The organism is Nocardia otitidiscaviarum (assembly GCF_007362295.1).
In the GTDB taxonomy this organism is placed as follows: domain Bacteria; phylum Actinomycetota; class Actinomycetes; order Mycobacteriales; family Mycobacteriaceae; genus Nocardia; species Nocardia otitidiscaviarum.
Genome location: NZ_CP041695.1, coordinates 6555298 through 6581224, shown reverse-complemented (window position 1 = coordinate 6581224; position 25927 = coordinate 6555298). Strand labels below are relative to the sequence as shown.

Annotated in this window: 28 protein-coding genes and 1 tRNA gene; 12 read left to right on the top strand and 17 right to left on the bottom strand. The window is 69.3% G+C overall.

The features are described from left to right. Positions 1 to 155 precede the first annotated feature (155 nt). From ssd to FOH10_RS29575, 7 genes are all read left to right on the top strand, one after another. A complete protein-coding gene (gene ssd, locus FOH10_RS29605) occupies positions 156 to 1391 on the top strand; it encodes a septum site-determining protein Ssd (protein ID WP_143983147.1) in 1236 nt (411 codons plus the stop codon). Then, positions 1388 to 2575 carry a TadA family conjugal transfer-associated ATPase gene (locus FOH10_RS29600; protein WP_143983146.1) on the top strand — a complete coding sequence of 396 codons (1188 nt, stop codon included), beginning with the start codon at positions 1388 to 1390 and terminating at the stop codon, positions 2573 to 2575. Before ssd ends, FOH10_RS29600 begins: the two co-directional genes overlap by 4 nt. 81 nt (positions 2576 to 2656) lie before the next feature. After that, on the top strand, positions 2657 to 3469 hold the full coding sequence (locus FOH10_RS29595; protein ID WP_143983145.1) for a type II secretion system F family protein: 813 nt from the start codon (positions 2657 to 2659) through the stop codon (positions 3467 to 3469). Between the two features lie 25 nt (positions 3470 to 3494). Continuing rightward, the gene (locus tag FOH10_RS29590) at positions 3495 to 4091 is read left to right on the top strand and encodes a type II secretion system F family protein (protein ID WP_143983144.1); all 597 of its coding nucleotides are present in this window, start codon (positions 3495 to 3497) and stop codon (positions 4089 to 4091) included. Positions 4092 to 4169: 78 nt separating this feature from the next. After that, entirely contained in the window at positions 4170 to 4364 is a 195-nt protein-coding gene (locus tag FOH10_RS29585) for a DUF4244 domain-containing protein (protein WP_244961427.1), read from the top strand. Between the two features lie 65 nt (positions 4365 to 4429). Next, positions 4430 to 4747 carry a TadE family type IV pilus minor pilin gene (locus tag FOH10_RS29580; RefSeq protein WP_143983142.1) on the top strand — a complete coding sequence of 106 codons (318 nt, stop codon included), beginning with the start codon at positions 4430 to 4432 and terminating at the stop codon, positions 4745 to 4747. Next, a complete protein-coding gene (locus FOH10_RS29575) occupies positions 4744 to 5121 on the top strand; it encodes an Rv3654c family TadE-like protein (RefSeq protein WP_143983141.1) in 378 nt (125 codons plus the stop codon). Before FOH10_RS29580 ends, FOH10_RS29575 begins: the two co-directional genes overlap by 4 nt. A gap of 414 nt (positions 5122 to 5535) precedes the next feature. Here FOH10_RS29575 and FOH10_RS29570 read toward each other — a convergent pair whose 3' ends face one another. After that, a complete protein-coding gene (locus tag FOH10_RS29570) occupies positions 5536 to 7917 on the bottom strand; it encodes a DEAD/DEAH box helicase (protein WP_143983140.1) in 2382 nt (793 codons plus the stop codon). A 435-nt stretch (positions 7918 to 8352) separates the two neighbouring features. On the opposite strand from FOH10_RS29570, the gene FOH10_RS29565 reads away from it, so the two are divergent. The 5 genes from FOH10_RS29565 to FOH10_RS29545 all read left to right on the top strand — a co-directional run bounded on the left by FOH10_RS29565 (position 8353) and on the right by FOH10_RS29545 (position 13747). Beyond that, a complete protein-coding gene (locus FOH10_RS29565; protein ID WP_029925108.1) occupies positions 8353 to 8556 on the top strand; it encodes a cold-shock protein in 204 nt (67 codons plus the stop codon). Positions 8557 to 8800: 244 nt separating this feature from the next. Continuing rightward, positions 8801 to 11737 carry a type I DNA topoisomerase gene (gene topA / locus FOH10_RS29560; RefSeq protein WP_425326110.1) on the top strand — a complete coding sequence of 979 codons (2937 nt, stop codon included), beginning with the start codon at positions 8801 to 8803 and terminating at the stop codon, positions 11735 to 11737. A 97-nt stretch (positions 11738 to 11834) separates the two neighbouring features. After that, entirely contained in the window at positions 11835 to 12338 is a 504-nt protein-coding gene (locus FOH10_RS29555) for a mycothiol transferase (RefSeq protein WP_143983139.1), read from the top strand. A gap of 58 nt (positions 12339 to 12396) precedes the next feature. Beyond that, complete coding sequence (locus FOH10_RS29550; protein WP_143983138.1) at positions 12397 to 13608, top strand: DNA polymerase III subunit delta'; 1212 nt, start codon at positions 12397 to 12399, stop codon at positions 13606 to 13608. Positions 13609 to 13671: 63 nt separating this feature from the next. After that, positions 13672 to 13747: transfer RNA gene (locus tag FOH10_RS29545), tRNA-Thr, on the top strand. A 79-nt stretch (positions 13748 to 13826) separates the two neighbouring features. Here FOH10_RS29545 and FOH10_RS29540 read toward each other — a convergent pair. The 16 genes from FOH10_RS29540 to FOH10_RS29465 are packed head-to-tail and all read right to left on the bottom strand — an operon-like array spanning position 13827 to position 25852. Beyond that, positions 13827 to 15098, bottom strand: a complete 1272-nt coding sequence (locus tag FOH10_RS29540) for a site-specific integrase (protein ID WP_244961425.1) — start codon at positions 15096 to 15098, stop codon at positions 13827 to 13829. A 50-nt stretch (positions 15099 to 15148) separates the two neighbouring features. Next, on the bottom strand, positions 15149 to 15382 hold the full coding sequence (locus tag FOH10_RS29535; protein WP_143983136.1) for a hypothetical protein: 234 nt from the start codon (positions 15380 to 15382) through the stop codon (positions 15149 to 15151). Positions 15383 to 15404: 22 nt separating this feature from the next. Next, on the bottom strand, positions 15405 to 16361 hold the full coding sequence (locus FOH10_RS29530) for a hypothetical protein (RefSeq protein ID WP_143983135.1): 957 nt from the start codon (positions 16359 to 16361) through the stop codon (positions 15405 to 15407). Then, the gene (locus FOH10_RS29525) at positions 16358 to 16768 is read right to left on the bottom strand and encodes a hypothetical protein (RefSeq protein ID WP_143983134.1); all 411 of its coding nucleotides are present in this window, start codon (positions 16766 to 16768) and stop codon (positions 16358 to 16360) included. The genes FOH10_RS29530 and FOH10_RS29525 overlap by 4 nt, the downstream gene beginning before the upstream one ends. A gap of 38 nt (positions 16769 to 16806) precedes the next feature. Next, positions 16807 to 17790 (bottom strand): toprim domain-containing protein, encoded by a 984-nt coding sequence (locus FOH10_RS29520; RefSeq protein WP_143983133.1) that lies wholly within the window; start codon positions 17788 to 17790, stop codon positions 16807 to 16809. Positions 17791 to 17796: 6 nt separating this feature from the next. Continuing rightward, the gene (locus FOH10_RS29515) at positions 17797 to 18174 is read right to left on the bottom strand and encodes a hypothetical protein (protein WP_143983132.1); all 378 of its coding nucleotides are present in this window, start codon (positions 18172 to 18174) and stop codon (positions 17797 to 17799) included. A gap of 6 nt (positions 18175 to 18180) precedes the next feature. Beyond that, complete coding sequence (locus FOH10_RS29510; protein WP_143983131.1) at positions 18181 to 18567, bottom strand: hypothetical protein; 387 nt, start codon at positions 18565 to 18567, stop codon at positions 18181 to 18183. A gap of 3 nt (positions 18568 to 18570) precedes the next feature. Continuing rightward, the gene (locus FOH10_RS29505; protein ID WP_143983130.1) at positions 18571 to 18993 is read right to left on the bottom strand and encodes a hypothetical protein; all 423 of its coding nucleotides are present in this window, start codon (positions 18991 to 18993) and stop codon (positions 18571 to 18573) included. Further along, positions 18993 to 20561 (bottom strand): hypothetical protein, encoded by a 1569-nt coding sequence (locus tag FOH10_RS29500; protein WP_143983129.1) that lies wholly within the window; start codon positions 20559 to 20561, stop codon positions 18993 to 18995. The genes FOH10_RS29505 and FOH10_RS29500 overlap by 1 nt, the downstream gene beginning before the upstream one ends. A 36-nt stretch (positions 20562 to 20597) precedes the next feature. Beyond that, positions 20598 to 20978 carry a hypothetical protein gene (locus FOH10_RS29495; RefSeq protein ID WP_143983128.1) on the bottom strand — a complete coding sequence of 127 codons (381 nt, stop codon included), beginning with the start codon at positions 20976 to 20978 and terminating at the stop codon, positions 20598 to 20600. Between the two features lie 30 nt (positions 20979 to 21008). Continuing rightward, positions 21009 to 21593 carry a hypothetical protein gene (locus FOH10_RS29490; RefSeq protein ID WP_143983127.1) on the bottom strand — a complete coding sequence of 195 codons (585 nt, stop codon included), beginning with the start codon at positions 21591 to 21593 and terminating at the stop codon, positions 21009 to 21011. 36 nt (positions 21594 to 21629) lie between these two features. Further along, entirely contained in the window at positions 21630 to 23648 is a 2019-nt protein-coding gene (locus FOH10_RS29485; RefSeq protein ID WP_143983126.1) for an ATP-binding protein, read from the bottom strand. Continuing rightward, positions 23645 to 24724, bottom strand: coding sequence for a hypothetical protein (locus FOH10_RS29480; protein ID WP_143983125.1), 1080 nt, complete (start codon positions 24722 to 24724; stop codon positions 23645 to 23647). Before FOH10_RS29480 ends, FOH10_RS29485 begins: the two co-directional genes overlap by 4 nt. Then, the gene (locus FOH10_RS29475) at positions 24721 to 25218 is read right to left on the bottom strand and encodes a hypothetical protein (RefSeq protein ID WP_143983124.1); all 498 of its coding nucleotides are present in this window, start codon (positions 25216 to 25218) and stop codon (positions 24721 to 24723) included. Before FOH10_RS29475 ends, FOH10_RS29480 begins: the two co-directional genes overlap by 4 nt. After that, positions 25215 to 25553, bottom strand: coding sequence for a hypothetical protein (locus FOH10_RS29470; protein WP_143983123.1), 339 nt, complete (start codon positions 25551 to 25553; stop codon positions 25215 to 25217). Before FOH10_RS29470 ends, FOH10_RS29475 begins: the two co-directional genes overlap by 4 nt. Continuing rightward, positions 25550 to 25852: a hypothetical protein gene (locus tag FOH10_RS29465; protein WP_143983122.1), complete on the bottom strand. Its 303-nt coding sequence runs from the start codon at positions 25850 to 25852 to the stop codon at positions 25550 to 25552. The genes FOH10_RS29470 and FOH10_RS29465 overlap by 4 nt, the downstream gene beginning before the upstream one ends. Between the last annotated feature and the right edge of the window lie 75 nt (positions 25853 to 25927).

The window sequence follows — 25927 nt, the reverse complement described above, 5'->3', positions numbered from 1 at the left end:
GCCCCAGCCTCCTCCCCCCCCGGCTGGGGCCGTCCTCTATTTCCGGACCGATTCGCCTCGGTCCCGCGGGGCGTAGTTCTCCACAGGCCGCGTGTTATCCACACTCGCCGCTGCGGGTCTGTCGTCGGTCATCCGCATCTGTGACGCTGACCTGCATGAACCCTGTTGTCGCCGCCGCGCCCGCGCTCATGCTCGTCGACCGGCCGGGCTTGCGCGCCGAGATCCGCCGCATCGCCGCCGCTGCCGATCGGCGCGTGGACGAGCGGGCGCTACCGGTCGGGCGGCACGACTGGATGGGGGCGTCCGTGGTCCTGCTCGATACCGCCGCCGCCCGCGAATGCGCGGCCGCGCGGTGTCCGCGGCGGCCCGGGGTGTTGTTGGTCACCGAGGACGAACCGGGTTTGCCCGACTGGCAGACCGCCACCGCCGTCGGTGCGGAACAGGTGCTGGCCTTACCCGATGCGGCCGAGGCGCTGATCGCGGCATTCGCCGCGAATGCTCACGGTGGCGGCGGTCGCGGGGTGGTGGTCGCGGTGGCCGGAGCCTGCGGCGGGGCCGGTGCGTCCACCCTGGCCGCGGCCATCGCACTCACGGCGGCGCGCCGTCGGTTCCGGCCGCGCACGCTGCTGCTGGACGCCGCACCCTTCGGCGGCGGGCTCGATCTGCTGCTCGGTCTCGAGCAAGCACCCGGACCCCGCTGGCCCGACCTCGCCGTGGAGCACGGCCGCGTCGCCGCCGACGCGCTGCACGCGGCACTGCCCGGCGTCGGCGGCATCACCGTACTCGCTTGCACCAGAGACGGATCCGCGCCCGCTCCACCGCCGACGGCCGTGCGCGCCGTCCTGGATGCCGTGCGCGGCGCGGGGGATCTGCTCGTCTGCGACCTCTCCACCGAACGTGGCGCACACGCCGACCAACTTCTCGACTCGGCCGACCTGGTGGTGCTCATCGCCCCCGCCCAGCTCCGCGCGGTAGCCGCCGCCGAACCCACCACCGCCCGCCTCCGCACCCGAAATCCGAACCTCGCCCTGCTGGTTCGCGGGCCGGCCCCCGGTGGCCTGCGCCCCGCCGACATCGCCACCGCCCTCGACCTCCCGCTGCTCCACACCATGCGTGCCCTCCCCGCGCTCTCCCATCAGCTGGAACGCGGCGGCCTGCCCCTGCACGCCCGCCACCCCCTCCACCGCGCCGCCACCGCCGTCCTCGGTGTGCTCACCTCCACCGGCGCCCCACCGCGATCCGGGTGCGCAGCGCCCCGCGAGCCGATACGGCACACGTTCGCGGCACAGCAGCCGAAACCGCCCGCAACCGCGGTCGATCCTGTTGCACCACACGATGTCCCGGCCGGGCCTGCCGTCACGCCACTCATACCGGAACCGGGGCGGCGATGAGCGCGCTGGTGACCGCCGAACTGCTGGAGCGAGTGCGGGAGCGGCTGGCGGACGGGGTCGGAGATCCGGACCCGGCGCAGGTGGCGGCGGCTGTTCGGGCCGAGGCGGGCGGGGTGCTCGGGGATACCGATCTGCTGCGGGCGCTGCGCTTGCTGCAGACGGAACTGACCGGAGCGGGGGTGCTGGAGCCGCTGCTGCACGACCCCGAGGTGGCGGATGTGCTGGTGACCGGACCGGATGCGGTGTGGGTGGACCGCGGGCAGGGGCTGCGGCGGACCTCGGTGCGGTTTCCGGACGAGGCCGCGGTGCGGCGGCTGGCGCAGCGTCTGGCGCTGTCGGCCGGGCGACGACTGGACGACGCGCAGCCGTGGGTGGACGGTCGGCTCGCCGGAAGTGAGACGGCGGTGGGGAATTCCTTCGGCGTGCGGCTGCATGCCGTGCTGGCCCCCATCGCCCACGGCGGCACCTGCCTGTCGCTGCGCATACTCCGCCCGGCCACACAGGGCCTCGATGCCCTGGCTGCTGCCGGTGCCGTCCCGCCCGATGCGAAACGCCTGCTGGAGAACATCATCCGCGCCCGCCTGGCCTTCCTCGTGGTCGGCGGTACCGGCGCGGGCAAGACCACCTTGCTCTCCGGACTGCTCGCCAAGGTGGACGCGGCCGAGCGCATCGTCTGCGTGGAGGACGCCGCCGAACTCGCCCCACCGCACCCGCACGTGGTCCGGCTGGTGGCGCGCACCCCGAATGTCGAAGGGGTGGGCGAGGTCACGGTTCGCGACCTGGTCCGCCAGGCGCTGCGCATGCGTCCCGACCGCATCGTCGTCGGCGAGGTTCGCGGCGCGGAGGTGGTGGACCTGCTGACCGCGCTCAACACCGGCCACGACGGCGGCGCGGGCACCGTGCACGCCAACTCGCCCGGCGAGGTCCCCGCCCGCCTGGAGGCCCTGGCGGCCCTGGGCGGTATGGACCGCCTCGCCCTGCACAGCCAGCTGGCCGCCGCCATTCAGGTCGTCCTGCACGTCCACCGCCGCCCCGACGGCTCCCGTGCCCTCCGTGAGATCGGCGTCGTCACCCGTACCCCCTCCGGGACCGTCCACATCGAGCCCGCCTGGACCGCCACTACCCGCCCCGCCCCCGCGGCTCCCATCCTGACCCGGCTCATCGACGAACGTCTCGATCGATGAGCACCCCGGTACGGCGTCCGACCCAATGCCATCCGGCACGGGACGAGTGGTCGGTCGCGAGACGACGGACGGAGCGATCCGATGCGTGAACTGCTCGCCTATCCGAGCCCGGCGCTCGCCTGCCTGGCGCTCGCGCTCGTGACGTTGCCGCCGCCACCCGCACGCCGTAGGTGCGCGGCGCTCTTCGGCCCACCGGTACCGAAGCGGAAAGCGTTGTCGCCGTTCGTCCTCCGGGTGGTGGTGCCACTGATCCCGCTCAGCCTGTGGCTGGTCGGTTTCGGCACCATGCTCGCCGCGGCCGTACTCGCCGCGACCTTCGCGGTCCGCCATCACCGTCGCCGGCACGCCCGCCGCCATGCCGCCGAACTCGCCCACCTGCTCGACGGCCTGGAGGTGATCATCGGTGAGCTGCGGGTGGGAGCCCACCCCAGCGCCGCCGCCGAGATCGCCGCCCGCGAGACCGCCGGGGACGCCAGCCACGCCTTCGCGGTGAGCGCGGCCCGCAGCCGCCTCGGCGGCAGCGGCGCCAGCGGCCTCCGCCACCCGAACAGCGCCATAACCCACGACCTTTCCCGGGTCGCCGATGCCTGGCAGGTCGCCGAATCCCACGGCTTGGCGCTCGCCGAACTGCTCACCGCCGCCCGCACGGACCTGCTGGGCCGCAAACGCTTCCAGGCCCGCACCCGTGCCGCCCTGGCCGGAGCCCACGCCACCGCCGCTGTCCTCTCCGCCCTGCCCCTCCTGGGCCTGGCCCTGGGCCACCTGATGGGCGCCGCCCCGCTCCACATCCTCCTCACCACCCCGCCCGGCCAACTCCTCCTCCCCCTCGGCACCACTCTCACCTGCACCGGCCTCCTCTGGACGGACGCCATCACCCGAAAGGTCCTGCGATGACCACGCTTGGACGGAAGTCACTGCCATGAGCGCGTACTCGACGCCACTCCTGCTCGTGGCCGTCGCCTTGGTGCTGCTCCCGGGCCGGGATGTGGGGCGGCGGCGATTGGGTGGGCTGGTCGACCGGCGGCGGCCGGATCGGGGAACGGCGGTACGGGCGCGGCCGGACCCACTGGGGGTGGCGGCGGCATTGGATCTGTTCGCGGCGTGCCTGCGAGCCGGGCTGCCGACCGCGGCGGCCGCGGATGCGGTGGCGGTGAGCGCGCCCGAGCCGGTGCGCACGGTCTTGCGGCGGGCGGCGGATCTGCTCGCGCTGGGAGCCGATCCGGCGGTGGCCTGGGAGCGGGCGGGCGCCGGAGTGTGCGATGCGGCGGTGACGGCCCTGACCCGGCTGGCGCGCCGGTCCGCGCGCTCGGGAGCTTCCCTGGCCGTCGCCGTCGGCGAGTTGGCGCAGCAGCGGCGGGGCGAGGTGGAGGACGCCGCGGCCGCACGGGCCGAGCGGGCCGGCGTGCTGATCAGCGGCCCGCTCGGACTGTGCTTCCTGCCCGCCTTCGTCTGTCTGGGCATCGTGCCGGTCGTCATCGGGCTGGCCGGTCGGGTCATGGCGGGCGGACTGCTGTGAACACCACGACTGTGCCGGTGCGGATTCGCCGCACCGGACCGAGGAGAGGAACACCGCATGCGATCCACGGTTCGAAACATGACTCTGCGCTTGCGAACTCGTCTACTGCTGGCGGCGACGGCCGAGAACGGGATGAGTACCGCCGAGTACGCCATCGGAACGATCGCCGCGGCCGCGTTCGGGGCCGTGCTCTACGCGGTGGTCACCGGCGACAGCATCGTCAACGCGCTCACCCGGATCATCGACAAGGCGTTGAAGACCTCGGTCGGTTGACGAGATCGCGGGCGTCCTCGGGGGTTTCGCGCCCGAATCCCCGCGGATGCCGCGCCGACGCCGGGATGGCGACGGTCGAAGCGGCGCTCGCCCTGGCGACGATCCTGCTGGGCATGGCGCTGTGCATCGGTGCGCTGCTGGCCGCCTCGGCTCAGGTGCGCTGTGTGGACGCCGCGCGCGAGGCGGCCCGCCTCACCGCCCGGGGTGCGCAGTCCGAGGCCGTCCCGACCGCCGGGCGCGTGGCCCCGCCGGGAGCCGACATCACCGTGCGCGCGGACGCGGACCTGGTCGTCGCGACGGTGACCGCCCGCCTGCCGCTGCTACCCGGCCTCGAACTGCGCGCCACGGCGGTGGCGGTCAGCGAGCCGGGAGTTCGGTCATGAGCGACGTATCGCCCGCCCGACTTCGAGCCGATGCGGGCTCGGCCACGGTCACCGCCGCCTGGGCATTGGCTGCGCTGCTGACCGTGACACTGCTGCTCGCGCAGCTCGGTGTGGCCGTGGTGGCGCGACATGAGGCCCAATCGGCGGCGGACCTGGCCGCACTGGCCGCGGCGGGCGGCCTGGACCGGGGCACGGACGCGGGCTGTGCGGAGGCGAACCGAGTCGGGCAGCGCATGGGGGTACGGATTCGGGGGTGCGTGGTCGCGGGCTGGGATGTGACGGTCACCGTGGAGTCGGGGATAACCCTCGGCCCGCTGGGTACGCGGATGGTGCGGGCCTCGGCTCGTGCGGGTCCGGTCGTGGGCCCGGGTTAGCTCGGCGACCGCCCGGCGGTCGCAATACCGGGAGGTTGGTCTACAAATACCGAACGGTTGGTGATGGAAAATTGATGATCACCATCACATCCGGCGCTGTTGTGCACGACACAAGCTCATGATCAATCTCTAATTCCGGTCCGGCCGTGCCGTTCATTAATGCTGGAAATGATCAGAACGCATTACATGCGCAAACCGCGATTCGAATAAATGCACAGGTGAATACCCGTCTACATTCGAGACCGAGAGCAACGGGTCAGTTAACAGGATCACATCCCTTTTTATTCACATGCGGGCTGCGCTGTGCATGACTCGCGGCGAACCGTCCGGATCGTCCGACCCGGCCCCGACTCGCCGCCACGACACGCCGAAGCGTGCAGGTGGCGAAACGATCTCACCCCGACGACGGCCGCGTCACGATTCGGCGTGACCGTCGTCACCATCGCGCAGCTGTGCCAGCACTGCCGCCAACAGCCGCTCGGCCCCCGCCTTGTCCAGCGGGTTGTTGCCGTTTCCGCACTTCGGAGACTGTACGCAGGACGGGCATCCGTTCGCGCATCCGCAGGACCGGATGACCTCCAGCGTCGCCGTCAGCCAGTACCGCAGCCGCGCGAACCCGCGCTCGGCGAAGCCCGCCCCACCCGGGTGACCGTCGTAGACGAAGACCGTCGGCAGTCCGGTATCGGGATGCTCCGCGGTCGACACGCCGCCGATATCCCACCTGTCGCACGTCGCGACCAGCGGCAGCATGCCGATCGCCGCATGTTCGGCGGCATGCAGCGCCCCCGCGACACGCCCGGCGTCGATCCCGGCGTGTTCCAGTAGTTCCGGGGTGACCGTGTAGAGCACCGCCCGTGTCGGCAGCGGCTGCGCGGGCATATCCAGCGGCACCATGTCGAGCACCTCGCCGCTGGGCAGTCGCCGCAGATAGCCCACCACCTGCCGGGTGACCAGCACGCGCGCCAGCGCGGTCGTCACCGCACCGTGAATCCGCTGGTCATCGACAGCTTCCACCTCGACGGTCGTGACCGCCCGGGCACTGGTGGTCCAACTCGGCGTCTCGGCGTGCACCAGCGCCACCCCGCCGTCGAGATCCAGTTCGTCCACCACGTAGCTCTCGCCCTGGTGCAGGTGAACGGCCCCTTCGTGCAGGGTGGCCGGGGCGCGTCCGGCATCGGTGGTGCCGAGCAGCCGCCCGCTCTCCCCGTCCACGACCGCCACCGTGGTGCCGATGCCGCCGCGGACGTCGACCGCGTCGTGCGGATGCGCGTCGGCGGTCACGAACCAGCGGGCGCCGCCATCGCGCGCCGCCCGGGCGCGCCGCCGGATCAGCCCCTGTTCCGCCAGGTCGGACAGCAGTTCCCAGGCTCCGAACGCATGGACTTCGGCATCGCTGAGCGGCTGTTCCATGGCCGCGCACAGCAGATGCGGCCCGAGTACATAGGGATTGTGCGGGTCGGTGATGGTGGCCTCGATGGGCTTGCCCAGCAGCGCTTCGGGATGGTGCACCAGATAGGTGTCGAGGGGATCGTCCCGGGCGATGAGCAGCACCAATGCCCCCTGGGTGCGCCGCCCCGCCCGCCCGGCCTGCTGCCAGAAGGAGGCCACCGTGCCCGGATAGCCGGTGACCACCACGGCATCCAGCCCGGCGATGTCTACGCCCAGTTCCAGGGCGTTGGTGGTCGCCACGCCGAGCAGTGAGCCGTCGGAGAGGGCGGCCTCCAGCGCCCGCCGATCCTCGGCCAGATATCCGGCCCGATAGGCGGCGACACGCGAAGTGAGCTGGGGATCGACCTCCGAGAGCAGGTGTCGCGTGTCCATCGCGACCAGTTCCGCGGACCGCCGCGACCGCACGAAGGCGAGCGTGCTCGCCCCCTCGGCCACGAGTTCGGCCATCACCCGCGCCGCCTCCGCGCCCGCCGAGCGTCGCACCGCGGCCCCGTTCTCCCCGGTCACGCCCTCGATCAGCGGTGGCTCCCACAGCGCCACGGTGCGAGCGCCCTGCGGCGAGCCGTCCGCGGTCACCGCCGCGCACGGTGCGCCGATCAGCCGCGCCGCCGTCGCGGCCGGTTCGGCGGCGGTGGCCGAGCACAGAATGAAGACCGGATCGGACCCGTACCGCTGGGCGAGTCGCCGCAGCCGCCGCAGCACCAGTGCCACGTGGGAGCCGAAGACACCCCGGTAGGTGTGGCATTCGTCGATCACCACGTAGCGCAGATTGCGCAGCAGCCGGGCCCAGCGCTGATGTCCGCGCAGGATGCCGAGGTGCAGCATGTCGGGATTGGTGAAGACCCAGCGGCTGTGCGCCCGCACCCACTGTCGGATCTCGCCCGGCGTGTCGCCGTCGTAGGCGGCGGGATGGATATGACGGAGCGGCCCGTCGGTCAGCTCGGTGGCACAGCGCAGCTGATCGGCCCCCAGCGCCTTGGTGGGGGACAGGTACAGGGCCGTCGCCTTGGGGTCCGCGTGCAGCGTGGTCAGGACGGGCAGTTGGTATCCGACCGATTTGCCGGAGGCGGTGCCGGTGCTGACGACCACGTTTCGACCGGAAAAGGCCAGCTCAGCGGTATCGGCCTGATGGGTCCACGGCGTGTCGACACCGGACGCCTGTAGCGCTTCGACCACGTCCGGCGATGACCATTGCGGCCATTCCGTGACCTGTGCCGCACGGGACGGTAGCTCGCTGATATGGGTGAGTCTGGCGTCACCGTTTTCGAAGCCGATCAGGACACGATTCAGCAACGATCTACCGTAGCTCGTACCGTCGATGTGCACTGCTCGAGCTGCCGGTTTCATCGAACATGCCCCGCGACACGCGGGCGGGGTGCGAACGGTGTGTACGTCTGTGGGTCTACCTGCCATTTCACTACAGAGTAGCGACCCGCGTCACAGCCTGTTTGCCGGATGCTCGCTCGGTTATCACGAAGCAAACCTACTTCAAGTACGGATTTGGGCATTATGCCCCTCACCTGCGCATTCGCAAGATCAACTTTTTTGCAAATTGTGGGTAACTCCGCTGTTGAATTCACCGAAGACATGGTTCACTGGTTCCTGGTCGCAAGCTTCTGTGTTCGAGGGACGGATCCAAAGTCCAAACCATCAGCAGGATCGATGTTGCGAACGGTGTGCTTGGTGCTTTCCTGCAGGGGGAACAAGAGTACAGCGCTCGGAACGGACCCGGTGGACGAACCTCGTTGTCCGCCGTTCCGGTATGGAAAGAGAAGGAACAGAATGGCACAGGGAACTGTGAAGTGGTTCAACGCGGAGAAGGGGTTCGGCTTCATCGCGCCCGAGGACGGGTCCGCTGACGTCTTCGTCCACTACTCCGAGATCCAGGGTTCGGGCTTCCGCACCCTCGAGGAGAACCAGAAGGTCGAGTTCGAGGTCGGGCAGGGCACCAAGGGCCCGCAGGCCACTGGTGTTCGCGCGCTCTGATCTGAGCGGGCCTACCCAACAGGTATCCGTCCCCCACCGCCACCCGGCGGTGGGGGACGACCCATATCCGGACCCATTACACTCGATCACAACCCGGGGCCACATCGCCGCTGCGCCCGAGACGCAGCGCTTCAACACGGTATAAACGTTGCTGGCAGCGATATATGTAGTCGCAGCCGCTTGCCCCAGCCGCGTATCGCGCGCACCAGCGCCACGCGGATCGACAGGAAAGGTGTGTTCGCCGGTGGCAACACGAGACCGCGGTGCAGCGCCGAACTCCAACGCAGCGCCCGACCGGGGGCGCCCCCTGCGTCGTCTCGTGATCGTCGAGTCGCCGACGAAGGCCCGCAAGATCGCCCCCTACCTCGGTCGCAACTATGTCGTGGAGGCGTCGGTCGGTCACATTCGGGACCTGCCGCGCGGCGCGGCGGATGTGCCCGCCAAATACAAAGGACAGGACTGGGCGCGCCTGGGCGTCGACGTCAACAACGACTTCGAGCCCATCTATGTGATCAGCCCGGATAAGAAGGCCAAGGTCAGCGAGCTCAAGAGCCTGCTCGCCGACGCCGACGAGCTCTACCTCGCCACCGACCCCGACCGCGAGGGCGAGGCCATCGCGTGGCATCTGCTGGAAACCCTCAAGCCGAAGGTTCCGGTCCGGCGCATGGTGTTCCACGAGATCACCGAGCCCGCCATTCGCGCGGCCGCCGCCGACACCCGGGATCTGGACCAGGATCTGGTCGACGCGCAGGAGACGCGGCGCATCCTGGACCGTCTCTACGGCTACGAGGTCAGCCCCGTGCTGTGGAAGAAGGTCATGCCGAAACTGTCGGCGGGCCGGGTGCAGTCGGTGGCGACCCGCGTGATCGTGCAGCGCGAGCGGGAGCGCATGGCGTTCCGTTCCGCGGAGTACTGGGACATCGCCGCCAAGCTGGACGCCGGCGGCGAGAGCGAGGCCGGGAACCCCCGGGTGTTCGGCGCGCGGCTGGTGAACGTGGACGGGGCGCGGGTGGCGTCCGGTCGCGACTTCGGGCCGGACGGTCTGCTCAAGACCGCCTCCGGTGTGGTCGTGCTCGACGCCGATCACGCGCGGCGCCTGGCCGAGGGGCTGCAGGGGGTGGACCTGGCGGTCACCTCCGTCGAATCCAAGCCCTACACGCGCAAGCCCTACGCGCCGTTCATGACCTCGACCCTGCAGCAGGAGGCGGCGCGCAAGCTGCGCTTCGGCTCCGAGCGCACCATGCGGGTGGCGCAGCGGCTGTACGAGAACGGCTACATCACCTACATGCGTACCGACTCGACGACCTTGTCGGAGTCGGCGATTCAGGCGGCGCGGGCGCAGGCCACGCAGTTGTACGGTGCGGAATTCGTGAGTCCTACTCCGCGCCAGTACAACCGGAAGGTCAAGAACGCGCAGGAGGCGCACGAGGCCATCCGCCCGTCGGGCGACACCTTCGCCACGCCGGGGCAGCTGCATTCGCGGCTCGACAATGACGAATTCCGTTTGTACGAACTGATTTGGCAGCGGACCGTGGCCTCGCAGATGGCGGACGCACGCGGTACCACGCTGACGGTCCGCATCACCGGTGTCGCGAATACCGGTGAGGAATGCGTGTTTTCGGCGTCGGGCCGCACCATCACCTTCCCGGGCTTCCTGAAGGCGTATGTCGAGAGTGTCGACGAGGAGGCGGGCGGTCAGTCCGACGACGCCGAATCGCGGTTGCCCGCGCTGTCCGAGGGGCAGGGCGTCACGGCCGTGGAGCTCAACCCCGACGGGCACACCACCAATCCGCCGCCGCGATTCACCGAAGCCTCGCTGATCAAGGCGCTCGAAGAGCTCGGCATCGGTCGCCCGTCGACCTATTCGTCGATCATCAAGACCATTCTCGATCGCGGGTACGTGTACAAGCGCGGCAGTGCGCTGGTGCCGTCCTGGGTGGCGTTCGCGGTGGTCGGCCTGCTGGAGGCGTACTTCGGCCGTCTGGTCGACTTCGACTTCACCGCGGCCATGGAGGACGATCTCGACGCCATCGCAGGCGGGCGGGAGCAGCGCGGAAACTGGTTGTCCAGCTTCTATTTCGGCGGCGATCACGGTGTCGAGGGTTCGGTCGCGCGCAGTGGCGGGCTCAAGAAGATGGTGGGCGAGCAGCTCGACGACATCGACGCGCGACTGATCAACTCCATCAAGCTGTTCAGCGATGCCGAGGGCCGCGACGTGGTGGTCCGGGTCGGCCGGTACGGGCCGTATCTGGAGCGCATGGTCGCCAATCCTGATGACCCGCAAGGGGATCCGGTCTCGCAGCGGGCGAATCTGCCCGACGAGCTGCCGCCGGACGAGCTGACCCCCGAGGTCGCGGAGAAGCTGTTCGCCACTCCGCAGGAGGGCCGCCGCCTCGGCAAGGATCCGGAGACCGGACACGAAATCGTCGCCAAGGAAGGACGTTTCGGGCCGTACGTCACCGAGATCCTGCCGGAGCCCGAGGCCGATATCGACACCGGCGGCAAGAAACCCGCCAAGAAGGCGGCCGCGCCGAAGCCGCGCACCGGGTCGCTGTTCAAGTCGATGGATCTGAGCACCATCACCCTCGACGACGCGCTCAAGCTGCTGTCGCTGCCGCGGGTGGTGGGCGTCGATCCGGCTTCCGGCGAGGAGATCACCGCGCAGAACGGACGTTACGGGCCGTACCTGAAGAAGGGCACGGATTCGCGGTCGCTGGCGGGGGAGGAGCAGATCTTCACCGTGACGCTGGAGGAGGCGCTGAAGATCTACGCCGAGCCCAAGCGGCGCGGCGGGCAGGCGGCGAGTGCGGCACCGCTGCGTGAGCTGGGTGTCGATCCGGCGTCGCAGAAGCCCATGGTGATCAAGGACGGTCGGTTCGGACCGTATGTCACCGACGGCGAGACCAATGCCAGTCTGCGCAAGGGCGACGAGGTCGAGTCCATCACCGATGAGCGCGCCTCCGAACTGCTCGCGGATCGGCGGGCGCGCGGGCCGGTGAAGAAGGCCGCGAAGAAGTCGGCCAAGAAGGCCGCGGCGAAGAAGACCACCGCCAAGAAGACCACAGCGAAGAAGGCCGCGGGCACGACGGGCGAGGGCGCGGCGGCCAAGAAGACGGCCGCGAAGAAGACCGCCGCCAAGAAGGCTCCGGCGAAGAAGGCGACGGCTGCCACGAAGTCCTGACCGATGCGTCCTGACCCCTCGTTTCGGGGGGTTCTCGCTGTCGGTGCGTTCCCGTAGCGTGTGAGCACGCCGAAGCGCACCACCGGAAGGACTCTCGATGACCGTCGACCGCGAGCGTGAAGACCTCATCGCCAATCTCGCCGAGCAGCGGCGGCTGTTCGGCATCACCCTGCGCGGTATCGACGACGACCAGGCGCGGCAGCGGACCACGGTCAGCGAGCTCACCCTGGGCGGGCTGCTACATCACCTCGTCGACACCGAACGGCATTGGGTCACGGTCGCCGTCGAGCGCGACGAGAACGCGAAATTCGATCTGTCCGACATGGATTCGCGGTATCGGCTGGGGCCGGACGAGACGGTGGCCGGGCTGCTCGCCGAATGGGATGTGGTCGCCCAGCGCACCGAGAAGCTGATTCGCGAGGTGGACAGCTTCGACACCCCGATCCCGATTCCGACCGCGCCCTGGGCGCCGGAGCGGGAGTACTGGCCGGTACGCAATATCCTGTTCAATATCTTCCGCGAGATCGCCCAGCACAGCGGGCACGCCGACATCATCCGTGAGGCGCTGGACGGGGCGAATACGACGTATCAGCGGGTCTGACCGCTGGGTGCCGCGATGACGGCGAAGGCTGTCGGCACCAGCCGCTAGGGTGTACGACGTGGCGGGTGTCTTCGATCGACTGGTGGGCCAGGACGCGGTCGAGTCCGAGCTGACGGCCGCGGCCGTGGCAGCACGGAACGGGACCGGATCGTCCTCGGCCATGACGCACTCCTGGTTGTTCACCGGGCCGCCCGGTTCGGGACGCTCGGTGGCGGCCCTGGCGTTCGCGGCCGCCCTGCAATGCACCGATCCGGAGCGTCCCGGCTGCGGGAAGTGCCACGCCTGCACCACGACCATGGCCGGAACCCACGGTGACGTGCGGCGCGTGGTGCCGGAGGGCTTGAGTATCGGCACCAAGGAGATGCGCGCGATCGTGCAGGTCGCCTCGCGGCGGCCGAGTACCGGGCGCTGGCAGGTCGTGGTGGTGGAGGACGCCGACCGCCTGACCGAGGCCGCCGGAAACGTCCTGCTCAAGGTGGTGGAAGAGCCGCCGGAGCGGACCGTCTTCCTGCTCTGCGCGCCCTCGGTGGATCCGGAGGACATCTCGGTGACCCTGCGTTCGCGCTGCCGCCACGTGCATCTGGTCACCCCGTCGGTGGACGCCATCGCCCGGGTCCTGGTGGAACGCGACGGGCTCGATGCCAAGACGGCCGGGTGGGCGGCGTCCATCAGCGGCGGTCACGTGGGCCGGGCACGTCGGCTGGCGACCGACGACGAGGCGCGCGGCCGCCGCAAGCGGGCGCTGGCACTGGTCGGCGCGACCGCACGACCCGGTGCCGCCTACGCGGCCGCCGATGCCCTGGTGAAGTCCGCCGACGAGGAAGCCAAGCAGGTCAGCGCCGAACGCGACGGCAAGGAACGCGAGGAACTGGCCACCGCGATGGGCGCCGGTGGCACCGGCAAAGGCACCGCCTCGGCCACCCGCGGTTCCGCCGGAGCCCTCAAGGACCTGGAACGCCGCCAGAAATCCCGCGCCACCCGCACCGGCCGCGACGCCCTCGACCGCGCCCTCATCGACGTCGCCGGTCTCTATCGCGACGCCCTCGCGGTCCGCCTGCGCGCCACCACCCCCGACGCCCAGGGCGTCGCCCTCACCCACCCCGACATGTCCGACCAGATCCGCGAACTGGCCACCGAAGTCCGCCCCGAGGGCCTACTCCGCTCCATCCAAGCCGTACTCGAATGCCGCGAAGCCCTCGATACCAACGTCAAACCCCGCTTCGCGGTCGCCGCCATGGTCGCCACCCTCATAGCCGCCCGCTCCACCTAGCCCCCGACCACCGGTTTTCGCGATCCAGCCGCGAGACGATAGACTCGCACCGCCGAAAGGCACGCCGCCTTAGCTCAGTCGGTAGAGCGCTTCACTCGTAATGAAAAGGTCGGGGGTTCGATTCCCCCAGGCGGCTCCAAAGCAGCAGGTGGCGAGCAGGTTCCTCTCGCCACCTGCTGCCGTTTCGGGGTTCGAATCCCACCTATATCCCAACAAAGTCACTCGACGTGCACCGCCTTGTGCAGTGCTTCGGCTGCTGCGGGGTGCACTCGGCCGCGGGCCATGTATCGGCGCTGGGTCATCGACGGGTCGGCGTGACCGAGGACATCGGCGGTGACTCGCGCGGACAGGCCGGCGTCATCGAGGATGGTGGCGACCGCGCCGCGGAAGCTGTGAGCGGTGATGTCGTCCGGAATACCGAGCGCGTCGCGTACCCGCTGCCATTGGTGCTGGACATTGTTCGGGTCGCGCAGTGTCCAGTTCTCCGAAGGGAATACCAGGTCGTACTCGGGGGGCTTGGCGGGCGGGTGCGCCTTCTTCCGGTTCTCCAGCATGGCCTTGCGTTGGGTCAGCATCACAACGGCGAAGTCCGGCAGGGCTATCCGGCCCTTGCGGTTCTTGGGATCGTTCTCGATCTCCTGCCGGACGAGTCCTACGTTGGTGATTCTGACCACTTTTCCGGACGTCCGTAGCGTCTTGCTCTCGAAGTCGATGTCGGACCACAAAAGGGCGAGTATCTGGCTCCGGCGTAGGCCGGTGCCGGCGAGCAGGGTAACCCAGTCTGTGAGGTCGGCCGATGTGCAGAAGTCGGCGACGGTCGGCGGGGCGTAGGACCTGATCGGCGTCGGGCGCTCGCGCTCCTTCTTCATGAGTCTGCGCGGGCAGGGCAGGATCGAGGTTCTGACCGCGGCGAGGATGAACCGGAGTTCGTCAATGGTGATGTCGCGTGCTCCGCCAGCCCGCCCCTTGGGCTCGAGGTTCTCGGGCAGCTCGACCTCTCGGACGGGATTGACGGCGAGTGGAGTCTTGCGGACGGCGTACTTGAACATGCCGGACAGGACCGATCGCGCGGTGTCCATGGATCCGGGCCCTTGCGTCTTGCCGACCTCGATGAGGAACTTTTCGGCGGCGGCCGTCGTGACCTCATGTAGACGGAGGTCACCGAATGCCCTGTTGAACATCGTCGCGACATCGTCGTAGCGGTCCAGTGTGCTGGCGGCGCGTTCGAGCGCGACCAGATGATTGCGGTAGAACTCCCAGAGCTTCCGCACCGATATCGAGTCGGTCAGCTCTCCCTGGACTGCAACACGGATCTCCCGGGCTGCGGCGAGTACGGCTTCACTGGCGCGAGAGCCATTGCGGTCCGGCACCTTTCGCCCGCGTGTGTCCAGCCTGAGCGGAGATCGGCGCGTGACCTCGCGCCGCTTACCGGAGCCGTCGCGGACCAGGACGCGAGCCTCGAAGTGGCCGGGCGCAAGCTCGGTGAGCATGACGGCGCCCGGAACTCCGATGGGCCGCGGCGGTCGGCCACGAGGCATGGTTACTGGCCTTCGTCTCGGTCGACCTGGGCGTCGATAGCTGCATCGAGTTCGTCCAGGTCCCAGAGGAGGTTCTTGCCGACTCTGCGTGGCAGGGGCAGCCAGGGATGTTCGGCGCGCTGCCGATGCCAGCGGCGCAGTACCTCTGGGTGCCTGTGGATATGTGCCGCAGCGTCTTTCGTGCTCGCCCATCGGCGGGTATGGGCCTGACCGCTGCTGTTGGTGGCGGTGGTCATCGTTTCTCCTTTCGCGGATCGCTCAGTGGTGCAGGGAGTTCGAGCCGGCCATTGCTTGGCCTGGTTCTGTGGTGTCGCCTGAGTTGGTCTCGCCGGGTGTGGTGTCGGTGCTGTCGGGTTGGGCGACGATTTTGGCGACGGTCGAGTGGTGGAGGCCGAACGCATCGGCAACGATGCGGGTGGACCGCACGGTGCGGTACATGGCGCGGATGCTGTTGTCGCGGTCGCTGTCGGCGGACTTGTCGCCCACTGTCGCCTTCGCGTCGGCTGTCGTGTCGCCGGTGATGCCGACGGCGTCGGGTACCGAATCCCTAGTGTCGGGTGGGGTGTCGACTACAGCGGACGTGGTGTCTCGGGTGTCGCCTGCGGTGTCGGCAGGGTCCGGATCGGGTTGTGCCGGTGTGGATTCGGACAGCAGGGCGAATCCGCAGATAACCATGAATCCGTCGATGGCGAGTGGGCCGACGCGGGCGCCTACGCTGTCGTAGCCCCAGGACAGTAGGACGTGGTAGACGTGTCCGTAGCTGATGATCGCGGAGCCGAGGGCCACGGTGCCCGCTCCGGCGTAGCGCGCGAGTTTCCACCACAATCCGGGGAGCCAGCGAACGCGCAGCAGGACTTCGACCGAGAGCATGAGCACGATCGGCCAGACCGCGGAGCCGATCTGGGGTGCGATGCCGGGACTCCAGCCGTCGGGTTGGGTGTCGGCGGGCAGCCAGGTGTAGAGCCAGTTCGCCATCACGGACAGCACGGCGCCGAATCCGAAGCCGAGCCAGGCGACCGTCCGGCCGCCGGTGGGTGCGTGCGGGTGTCGGGTCTCCTGTCGGGTGAGGCGACGCTGTCGCCTCGGTGGTGTCGGGTCCGCGACGGCGTCGGGCGGGGCGGCGGTGTCGGTGTCGGGGGTGTCGGCCGGTGGGCGGCTATGGTGCACGGCGTCGTTGCCGTGCACCACGAGCGAACCGGCGCCGTTGCCGGTCACGCCTCACCTCCGCCCGCGGTGGTGGGGGTGTAGGCGGCGGTGTAGAGGCGGGCGCGGTCGTCGGCGGGGTCGGTGCCGGTGTAGGTGACCGACAGGGTCGCGCCGATTTGGAACTCGGCGCCGGCCTTGCTCAGGGCGGTACCGATGGCGCGTTCCATGCGCGGGGTCGGGTACAAGTTACGCAGCCCCGCCGGGGTGTCGAGGGTGATGTACAGCTGCATCACCGGGTTGCCCTGCTTGTCCTTCTGGACCTCGCCGGGGGCGCCGTTGAACTTCAGCCGCGGCTGTTCACCGATTTCGGTGATACGTCCGTACACGGTGGTGCCGGGGGTGGCGTTCTTGCCGAACGCGCTCGGCGGTTTGGCGGCGGCGGCCTTGAAACGCTGTCCGTAGTCGATTCCGGTCATGATGTGGATTCCTTCCTGATCTATCGGGGATAGGTGGGTCAGCGGCTGCGGGTGATGGCCCGTGTCCGCTGTGGGGGTTGGCGGTAGTGCCGATCCAGGTAGGGGACGCGTTCGAGGGCGTCGATGCCGTGGCCGGCGTCGAGGTGGTCGGACAGGTCCTTGCCCGCGGCGGCTTGCAGCACCCGGATCTCTCCGACGTGCCCGTGCAGGGTCTCGGCGACGCGGGCGGCGTGCCGGTAGCCGGGCCGGTCGCGGTCGGCGACCACGATCACCCGCCCTGCTCCGTGCAGCCATCGGGCGTGTTCGGGGGTCCAGGAGCCGGCGCCCATGGCGTTGCAGGTCGCGATCTGTCCGGTGTCGAACGCGCGCACAACGTCCTTCTCGCCCTCGCAGACGTAGATCTCTCGCCCAGCCGCGACGGCGTCGACGAGTTCGGGCAGCCGGTACGGGATCGGGGCGAAACCGGTGTGCTCCCATTGGTTTCCGGTCCAGCGGGCCTGCCAGAACCCTTTGCTGTAGCCGCGCTGGTGCGGGGTGCGCTGACGGGCGACGGCGCCTTCGACGCGCCCGTCCGGCCACCGGTAGACGTAGGTGCACACCGTTTCCACCGGTCCGACCGCCTCACCCAACTGCGGCTTGTGCGGCGGCGGGAACTGGGCGTAGTCGATAGCCTTGTCCACCAGCGACATTCCCGCCCCCTGCGGCCGCGGCCGTGGTGTCGGCGGCTGGTTGCGGCGGTGCGGGTCACGCTGTGGGAGTTGGTCCCACATGTCGCGGACCCGCAGGTTCAGGCGCGACAGGACGTCCTGGTCGTCGCAGCCGGCCCAGCACCGCAGGATGGTCTTTCCCTGGGCGGGGTCGTAGCGGACACCGAGCGACGGATTGTGATGCTGGCCGTCGTTCTCATGAACCGGGCAGTAGTAGTTCGTCCATTTCGGTCCCGCCCTGCCTGGCCCCATCTGCGCGGTGAGGGCTGAGGTGATCAGCTCCCACGAACGCCCGTGTGTCGGTTGCGGTTCCATGCCCGATCACCGCCCCCGCTCGATTCCGGGCCGGTGGGTGCGCTGCTGGGAGCGCTCCCAGTGGGCCAGGTCGCGGGCCTGGTGCAGGCTGCGGCGTTGGATGTCGGTGACGCCGGTGTCCCAGCCCTGAGCGCGGTTGTGTTCGACGTCGTCCAGGAGCCGGTTCATCGTGTCTGGGCGGGCACGCCAATCGGAGTAGGCGTCGGTGAGGTACTGCCAGTGTTCGGCGTGCGGGCCGGTCTGCCACCGCTGGTCGCATTCGTTGGCCGTGCGATAGATCTCGTCCAGCTTGGCCTCGGTGACGTCGGGTTCGTATGCCGTCCGCCACCGTTCGGCCTGGGCGGCGAACTCGGTACGCATGGCCTCTTCGTATTCACGTTCCATGGCTGCTCACCGCTCCCGCTGCACCGGAAGCTGCTGCGACGGGCTGTGGGCCCGGATCGCGGAGCGTTCCTCGTTGGCGATGTTGCGGGCCTGGTCCAGGCTGCGCCGCTGGATGTCGGTGAATCCGGCACCGTGGTAGACGTCGCGGTGGGCATCGATGTCGGCGACGAGCTTGGCAGTGTCCTCGGGGTAGTCGCGCCAGTCGGTGTAGGCCGCACACAGGAAGTTCCATTCCCGGGCATGCGGGCCGGACTGCCACCGCTGGTCGTACTCGTTGACACGGGCGTGGATCTCGTCGGTGTCGATGGTCGTGCTGTGCCGCATGGTATGCCAGGACAGGGCGATGCAGTCGGAGAACTCGGCGCGCATGGCTTCTTCGTGTTCGTGGTGCATGGCTCACCGGTTTCTTTCGATCCGGTGGCGCAGGAGCGTGGTGGGTGGCCAGGTGCCGTTGCCGGTCAACTCTCGGGCCTGCTGGCAGGTGCGCCAGTCGATCGGCAACATCCCCGGCTCTCGACCGCCTTCGGTGACCTGGTCGTGGAGGCGGTGCATGAGCTGGGGTGTCCGCTCCCACCGGCTTACAGCGTTGTCGAGCTGCTCCCACGGGCCAGTCACCCCGGCGGGGCTGGCCCACCGGCGCGCGATCCGGTCGGCAGCGGCGAGCAATTCGGCGCGGTGGGAGTCGAACTGGACTCGCGCGGCGATCTTGCGGGCGTTGCGAACTACGGCATAGTCGGCGCGCATCTCGGCTTCCAGCGCGAACGCGCCCCGGTCGAGGTAGTACTGCGGCTGCACGGGATCGGTGGATTCGACGTTCATCACCGGCTCCGCTCGATCGGGTCGCGCTGCGGACGCGGTGTGCCGTTGCCGTTGCGGTGGTGGCCGTTAGGTCCCGGCATCGGCTGGGTGTCGCCGGGCTGGGTCTGGTTGCGTTCGGCGTCGACGCGGGCCTTGCTGCCGTAGCGCTTGTGCTCCGGGGTGGCCTGGGCCAGTTTGCGCACCGCCTCGTCGCGTTCGGTCTTGTACTTGTCGCGCTCGACGCCGGTCTGAATCGCCTTCTCGCGCAGGTTCTTCAGCTCGGCGTCCTGACGCACGTTGGTGTTGCGCAACGCCTGGACCTCGGCCTCGGCGGCTTCGCGCTGGCGCTTCTGCTCGTCGCGGTCGGCGGTGACCGCGTCCAGGCCGCGGCGCAGCACGGCCACGTCGCGAGCGAGGGTGTCCCGGTCGGTTCTCAGTTCGGTGAGCTGGCGTTCGACCTCCGAGAGCCGCTGATCGGCGATGTTCGTCGTGGGCGGGGAGGCGGTCGCGCCCGGTGGCGGGGTGGGTCCGCGGTCGCGGTCGCGGCGGGCCTGGTCCCGGTAGGTGGTGAGTTCGTCGGCGACGAATCCGGGCGTGCCGGCGACGGTGTAGCGCGGATCGTGCTGGCCACGTTCGGTGACGGTGACTTCCACTCCGGTGGTGTGGTTCGACGTCAGGGTGTGGGTGGTGCGCTGTGCCCACTCGGCGGCCTCGGCCTCGTTCGGGTGCAGTCCGAGCCGATGCCGCTGGGTGCCGTCGCGTTCGGTGACGCGCAGCAGGGCAGCGATGCGCGAATTGTCGGCGGCGGTGTTGAACTCGCGGCTGATCTCCTCGTTGGTGAGTCCGGCCGCCTGCGCGCGGCGGGCCGCGGCCTGGCGTGCGGCATCGAGCTGGGCGCGGGCCTCGACACTGAGCTGCGCCGCGTTGCGCGACCACTGCCCCTGGATGTGCCGGATGTTCTGGACGGCTTCGGCGCGGGCGATGTCGCTGCGCTCATCGGCCCCCGACGTATCCGGTTCGGGTGCGGCGGTGCTGTTGGTGGTCTGCCGCTCGGCGGGGCGGGTGTAGGCGGGGCGGCGTTCGATGCCGGTGGCGGCGTGGGCGCGGGCGACCTGTGCCCGATACCGCAGGGCGTCTACGCCTTTGACCTTGTGGGCGTTGCCGAACAGGTCGCCGAGTTCGTACTCGGGGAACTTGGTGGCTGCGGCCATCCCGTCCAGCGCGATGCCCTGTTCGGTCGTGGTCAGCCCTTGCGACCGCAGAATGCGTTCTTCCAGGTGGTCGTAGTGGCGGACCAGGGCCGCGTGGTCGCGGCTGCGCTGCTCGGCGCTGGTGTCGGGAGCGATGGCGCGGCCGGTGACCGCGGCCGAGTGCTGCCGGTAGGCGTCGATGGCCTGGGTGGTGCGCGTGAGTTCCAGTGCGCGCAGCTGTTGCTGTTCGCGGATCTGCTCGCGTACTAGCTGGGTGATGTTCTTCTTGGCGCGGCGCCGCTCCAGCCACGATGTGGCGTGGGTGAGCTGGGTCAGCAGCTGTGCCATCCGCGCGGTGAACTGGCTGGTCTCGCGGGTGATGTCGTCCATCTCGGACATGAGCGGGTGTTCCTTTCGGGGATAGGGGGTTTGGGGCTATCGGGTGCGTTCGATGGGGTCGCGGTGGTCGCGCTGCTGGATCTGCTGCCAGCGCGCCTCGGCGGCGGCATCGGTGAGCTTGAGCCGGGTGGCGTACCGGCCACGGGTGTCGTTGAGACGGATGTCGGCGCACGAGAGGTGCTCATCGGCGCGCTGCAAGGCGTGCATGACCTGCTCGGTGGCGTGGACGGGGTCGATCGGGTCGCCGAGGTCGTCGACGGCCAGGTCCTCGGGCTTGCGGTGCAGGCGGCCGTAGTCGATTCGAATCCGCGTCATCTCCCGCCGCAGTTCGCCGATCTGCTCGCGCAGGTCGAAGAGTCGGTGGTAGAGATCGCTGGGGGCGGGTGTGATCCAGTCGGGATGGGTGCGGTCGGACATGGGTGGTCACTCCTGTCTGGTGGTGGGGGTCTATGCGGTGGTGCGGTGGGTTTCGTGCCGGGTGCGGACCGTTTCCAAGCGGGTTATGGTCCGGCGGGTCGCGTGGCAGATGCCGCGTACTGTGGCGGCGATGCCGCGGCTGATTGCGGTCGCGATGACGGCGAGTACCTGGGGGATCGGTGGGCGCCAGGCGGCGTTCCACCACAGGTAGGCGATCCAACCCAGTCCGTAGGCGGCCAGCGGGATCACGACTGCGGCGGGCTGTCCCCATCCGGCGAAGACGACGGCGGCCAGCACGGCCAGGGAGCCGCCGAGTCCGGCGCGTAGTAGCCGCGGCCGCAACCGTCCGTCCGCTGCGGGGCTCGGCGAGTAGTCCTGGGTGTCGTCGGATTTCACCAGTCGCAGAACGGGTTTCACCGGTCGTGGTGCGGCGGGTTCGGTGGGTGCGTCCTGGCCGATCGGAAACGGCGCTCCAGCGCAGGCGGCTTCTGCGAGAAAGTCGCTGATCTCGTCGGCGAGGATGTCTCCGAGGGCTTTCGGGTCGCGCGATTCGCGGTCCTTGTCGTGGTCGTCGTCCTCGTGGTCGTCGTGGTCGTGGTTGCGGATGATGCGCATTGCGGTTGTGCTCCAATCGGTCTCGGTGGAATGGGGTTATGCGGCGGAGGTGGCGGGATCGCCGGGTGTGGCGGCGGTGTGGTCACGGCGCAGTGCTTCGGCGGCGGGAGTGCCGGGCAGCGGCGACAGGTCGGTGAGGTCCACGGGGACGATGCGGCCGAACCAGGCGCGGCCGGCCTTGGCGTAGACGAACTCGCCGGTGGCGAAGCGGCGGACCCGGTCGGGGTCGACCAGCCACCGCTCACCCACCGACACTTGGCCTTCGTCGCCGGTGCGCTGGCCCTTGATCAGGTGCCGTGACGGCAGGATGGCGCGGACGGAGCCGACGTGTTTGCACAGGTCGCCGCCGTTTTCGCAGTAGCCGATGAGGACACCGCCGGCGCAGGACTTCAGCAGCCGGTTCAGCATCCAGGCGTCCGGGGCCAGGCTTTCGGGCGATTGCCCGGAGAAGTTGAGCGCCACGCCCTTGGAGCGGCCGCGTTCGGCGATCTCGACCAGCCCCAGAGATCCCTTCTTTGTGGTCAGGGCCGATGCCTCGTCGAGGTTGATGGTCACCGAGCGGCGACGGTGTTTGGCGGCGCGGCCGGCGCGCTGCATCACCATCCGTAGCGTGGCGGCGACCTGGGCGCGGGCGGCGTCCTTGTCCAGGTCGGGCACGGTCATGAACAGCACGTCGAGGTCGTCGATGTTCTTGCCGCCGTCGAAGACGACATCGCCGTTCTGGTCCTTGAGCAGTTCGAACAGGTTGCTGCACTTGATCAGTGCGTCGTCGATCTGCGGGACCTTCTCCGCCTGCAAGGCATCGACCTGGCGCACCACATCGGGGGCGTTGCTCCAGATGTCCTTGAGCGTCTGGGGATTGAGTCGGGCCAAGAATTCGGTGGAGTTGCGTGGCGGTCCGATCGGGGCGTTGATGACCAGGGACACGATGCGGGTGCGCATGTCGTCGAAGTGCTGGCCTTCGCTGGTAGTGGCCTCTCCGGCGTTGAGCAGGTCGCCGATGATGGCGCGCAGGTCGCGGGCGGGCATGTTGTTCCAGATGTCGAGGCGGTCGCCTCCGGGCATGACCAGCGCGATGCGGGCGGGGTCGATACCGAGGGTCGTCATGACGGCCCGCATTTCCAGACCGAGGTCGCGGTCGTCCTCTCCGCCCTTGCAGGCGATCATCACCATCTGTGGGCGCGGGTGACGGTTCCGCATGCCGGGCACGTCTTTCCATTGCTGCCAGGCTCGCCATTCGTAGTCGAACACGGCGGTGGCGTCGCGCTTCTGCAACTCGGTTTTGCCCCCGCCGGTGGTCGCGACGGTGACGCGGTGGCGGCGGATCTCCTTGTGCGGCACCGTCAGCCAGTGCTGGTGCCGGTCGGTGAGTTCCCGCCACAGTCCCGGCGGCTGGGAGGTGGTGCGGTCCGCGAGGGTGCCGAGCACGATCGACGCGCCCGCGCTGTAGGGGGCGCCGAGCTTGGCCGCCCGTGCCGCGGCCCGGAATCGGCGGGCCTCCAGCGCATCCTGGACGCGTTCGGTGCGGCCGAGCGATTTCAACCCGACCGTGTTGGTTTTGAGTACGAACCGTGCCCACCAATAGGTCGCGGCCAGCATCGCGACCGGTGCGCCGAGGGCGAGCATCATCCGCAGCCCGGCCAGATTCCCGGCCGCGATCTGCTCGGCTCCGGCCCAGAACAGGCTCGCGGGCGTCGACCACGAACCACTGGTCAGCGCCGACAGCACGGGCAGTCCCAGCGCCGCGATCGCGAAGTTGCGCAGCCGGTGCGGTGTCAGCGGCCAGGACGCGGCCACCGTCATGATCATGATGAGCATCGCGACGACCACGACGCCGGCGACCAGCGACACCCCCGCCACGTGCGTGAGCTGGGACAGGTCCGGCGCCTGCCAGCCCGCGGGCACGACCTCCGGAATTCCGGGCGGTGCCTGCGGGCCAATCTGGTCGAACCCGCTCGTGGGCGGTGCCGGTGTCGTGGGTGAGATGTCGAAGATGACGGGCGGGTCGACAGGTCCGCAGTCCTGCGGGGTGATCAAGGGTGTGCAGTTGCTCATGACGCTTCCTGAGGGAGATGAATCGCCGTGCGGCGGAGTCGGTTTGCCTTTTTCGCGGCGCGCAGCTCGCGACGGCGGGTGATGAATTCCTGCCATTCCTCGTCCAGGTCGCCGACGGCGAACAGCAGCTTGACCTGGGCCAGTTCTCGGGGCAGCCGGGCATGTGCGGCGTCGACCGCGCGCATGACGGTCTGGGTCCGGCACAGATACAGCAGCCCGATCAGCTGGTGCGGCTGCGCATCTCGGGCCGCTCGGACCGCACCGCGCAGGGCGGTATCGAGGTAGGTGGGGTCCTTCTTGGTCAATTCGACCTCCAGCGCCCACCAGCCATGGGTGCCGTCCACGACGCCGAGAAACCAGCCGTCGTGAATGTGGGGGCGGTCCGGCCGTGGTTCGTGCCCGCTGCTGAATTCCAGCGCCGGTTTCGTGCGCAGCCGTTCGGCCTCGGCGCGGGCACGTTTGCTGGCCTCATGGCGCAGTACGCGTTCGGAAACCCACAGCTCGGGGTCGGAGCCGACCAGCATGATCCGCGCCTGCACGACGGCGCGGTCGTGGTTGGCGTACATCAGCGAGGGCTGCCAGTCCTGCGGCCGCCACCCCAGATAGCGGGCAGCGACATCGCGTTTCGGGTACACCCACGCCCGGCCGCGCTGCACCTTCGCCAGCGGATGCACCGCCCCGTGGTCGATCAGGGCCTGCACGATCGCATACGCGGTGGACTCGTAGACATTCAGGAACTCGGCCAGCAGATCGATCTGCATCCCGCGCATGTGCGATACTGCCGACAGCACCTGAGACTGGCGCTCGGTCAGCATGCGCCGACGCGGCGGGGCCAGGATTCGGCCCATCGAACCGGCGGGTACACCTAACTCCTCGGCGATCTCGCCGACTCGATAGCCCTGGGCGCGTAACTCGGCCGCCTCACCCAAGCAGGTCTCCACCTGCCGCAACGAGATGCCGAGCAGTTCGCGGATCTGCCCATAGGTGAGACCCGCACCCCGCAAACCGGCGATGATCTGCGGCCGATAGCGGCGATCCAGTGCCGCATAGCGTTCGGACTCGTTCGTAGTGGTCATCGCGTACGCCTCCGATCGGTTGCGGGTGTGTTCCAGCGGTCCTCGACCTGGGCAAGTCGCCGATCGAGTTCGGCGGCAGACATCGCCCGCGCCCACTCCGGCAGCGGCGGTCCCCACCGCCCCATGCGCCGCCGCTCTGTGCGTCGGGCCGCGATGTCGCGGCGGGCAGCCAGCACCACCGCGCGCAGGTCTTCGGGGGTGTCCGGGTCCGGTTCCCGGCGCGGGGTCACACCGCACATCGGGCAGCGCCGCGCCGCTCCCCCTTCGCGTTTGAGCTGCCGCTCCCGGCTACGGGTGCCTGTCCAGGTACGGGCCAGAGAGAAGCCGATACCGGCCTCGCGGATCACGGCCATCAGCCGCGCACCGTTGCCACTGCGGTGATCCGCCAGCCGCGATTCCAGATCCGTGGTCCAGCCGGTGTAATGCTTGGCGTGCCCGTAGGGGCGGTCGAAGTGCAGCAGATACACAGTGCCGTCGACGTTTTCGCGCTTCATCGCGACCGCTCCACACGTGCGCTGATCTCGCGAACCTCGCGGGATTGACTGGCGATCCTGCGGCGGGCCTCGGCCGTGGATTCGACGAAATAGCGGTCAAAGGTGTCACGCTCGCGGTCGCTCGCGGCCCACTGCTCGTTCCACACCGACGCGTGCACCTCATCCCAGTGCCGCAGCTTCTCCCGCTCAGCTGCGTCGTTGACGTAGCCCTTGCTCCGCTGCACCGCGCTGGCGGCGTCGAGCATGTCCGTCAGGACAACGTCGATCTGGCGCAGCCGGCTGCGCTCAAGGCTGAGAGCGTGCAACTCCTGGCGTAGGTCGTCCGCAGTACTCATCGCGTCACCTCGCTGCCCTGGGCAGACGAGACCGCTGGGGGCGGAACGCAATCGATACGGCGGCCGACCTCCTCGGCACGGCAAACATTGACGCTGGCAGGGAAATCCGGGGTCTGTCCCTCCAGCTGGACGCCGAACACGATCCCGGCGCCGAACAGCAACAGCCCGACAGCGAAGTGCAGACGCCACCGAACCGGGGTCGCCTGAAAACCGGCCCGCAGCAACCCATTCGGGTCGTACTCGGGCCGACCGAACGCCGACAGGCAACTGTGCTCACGGGCGTATGACTGCTGGTTCATCGCGACCGCCCCAACCAGCCGCGCCGGGGGCGCACCAGCATGAACCCGAAGATCAACAGTGCGGGAACCAGCACC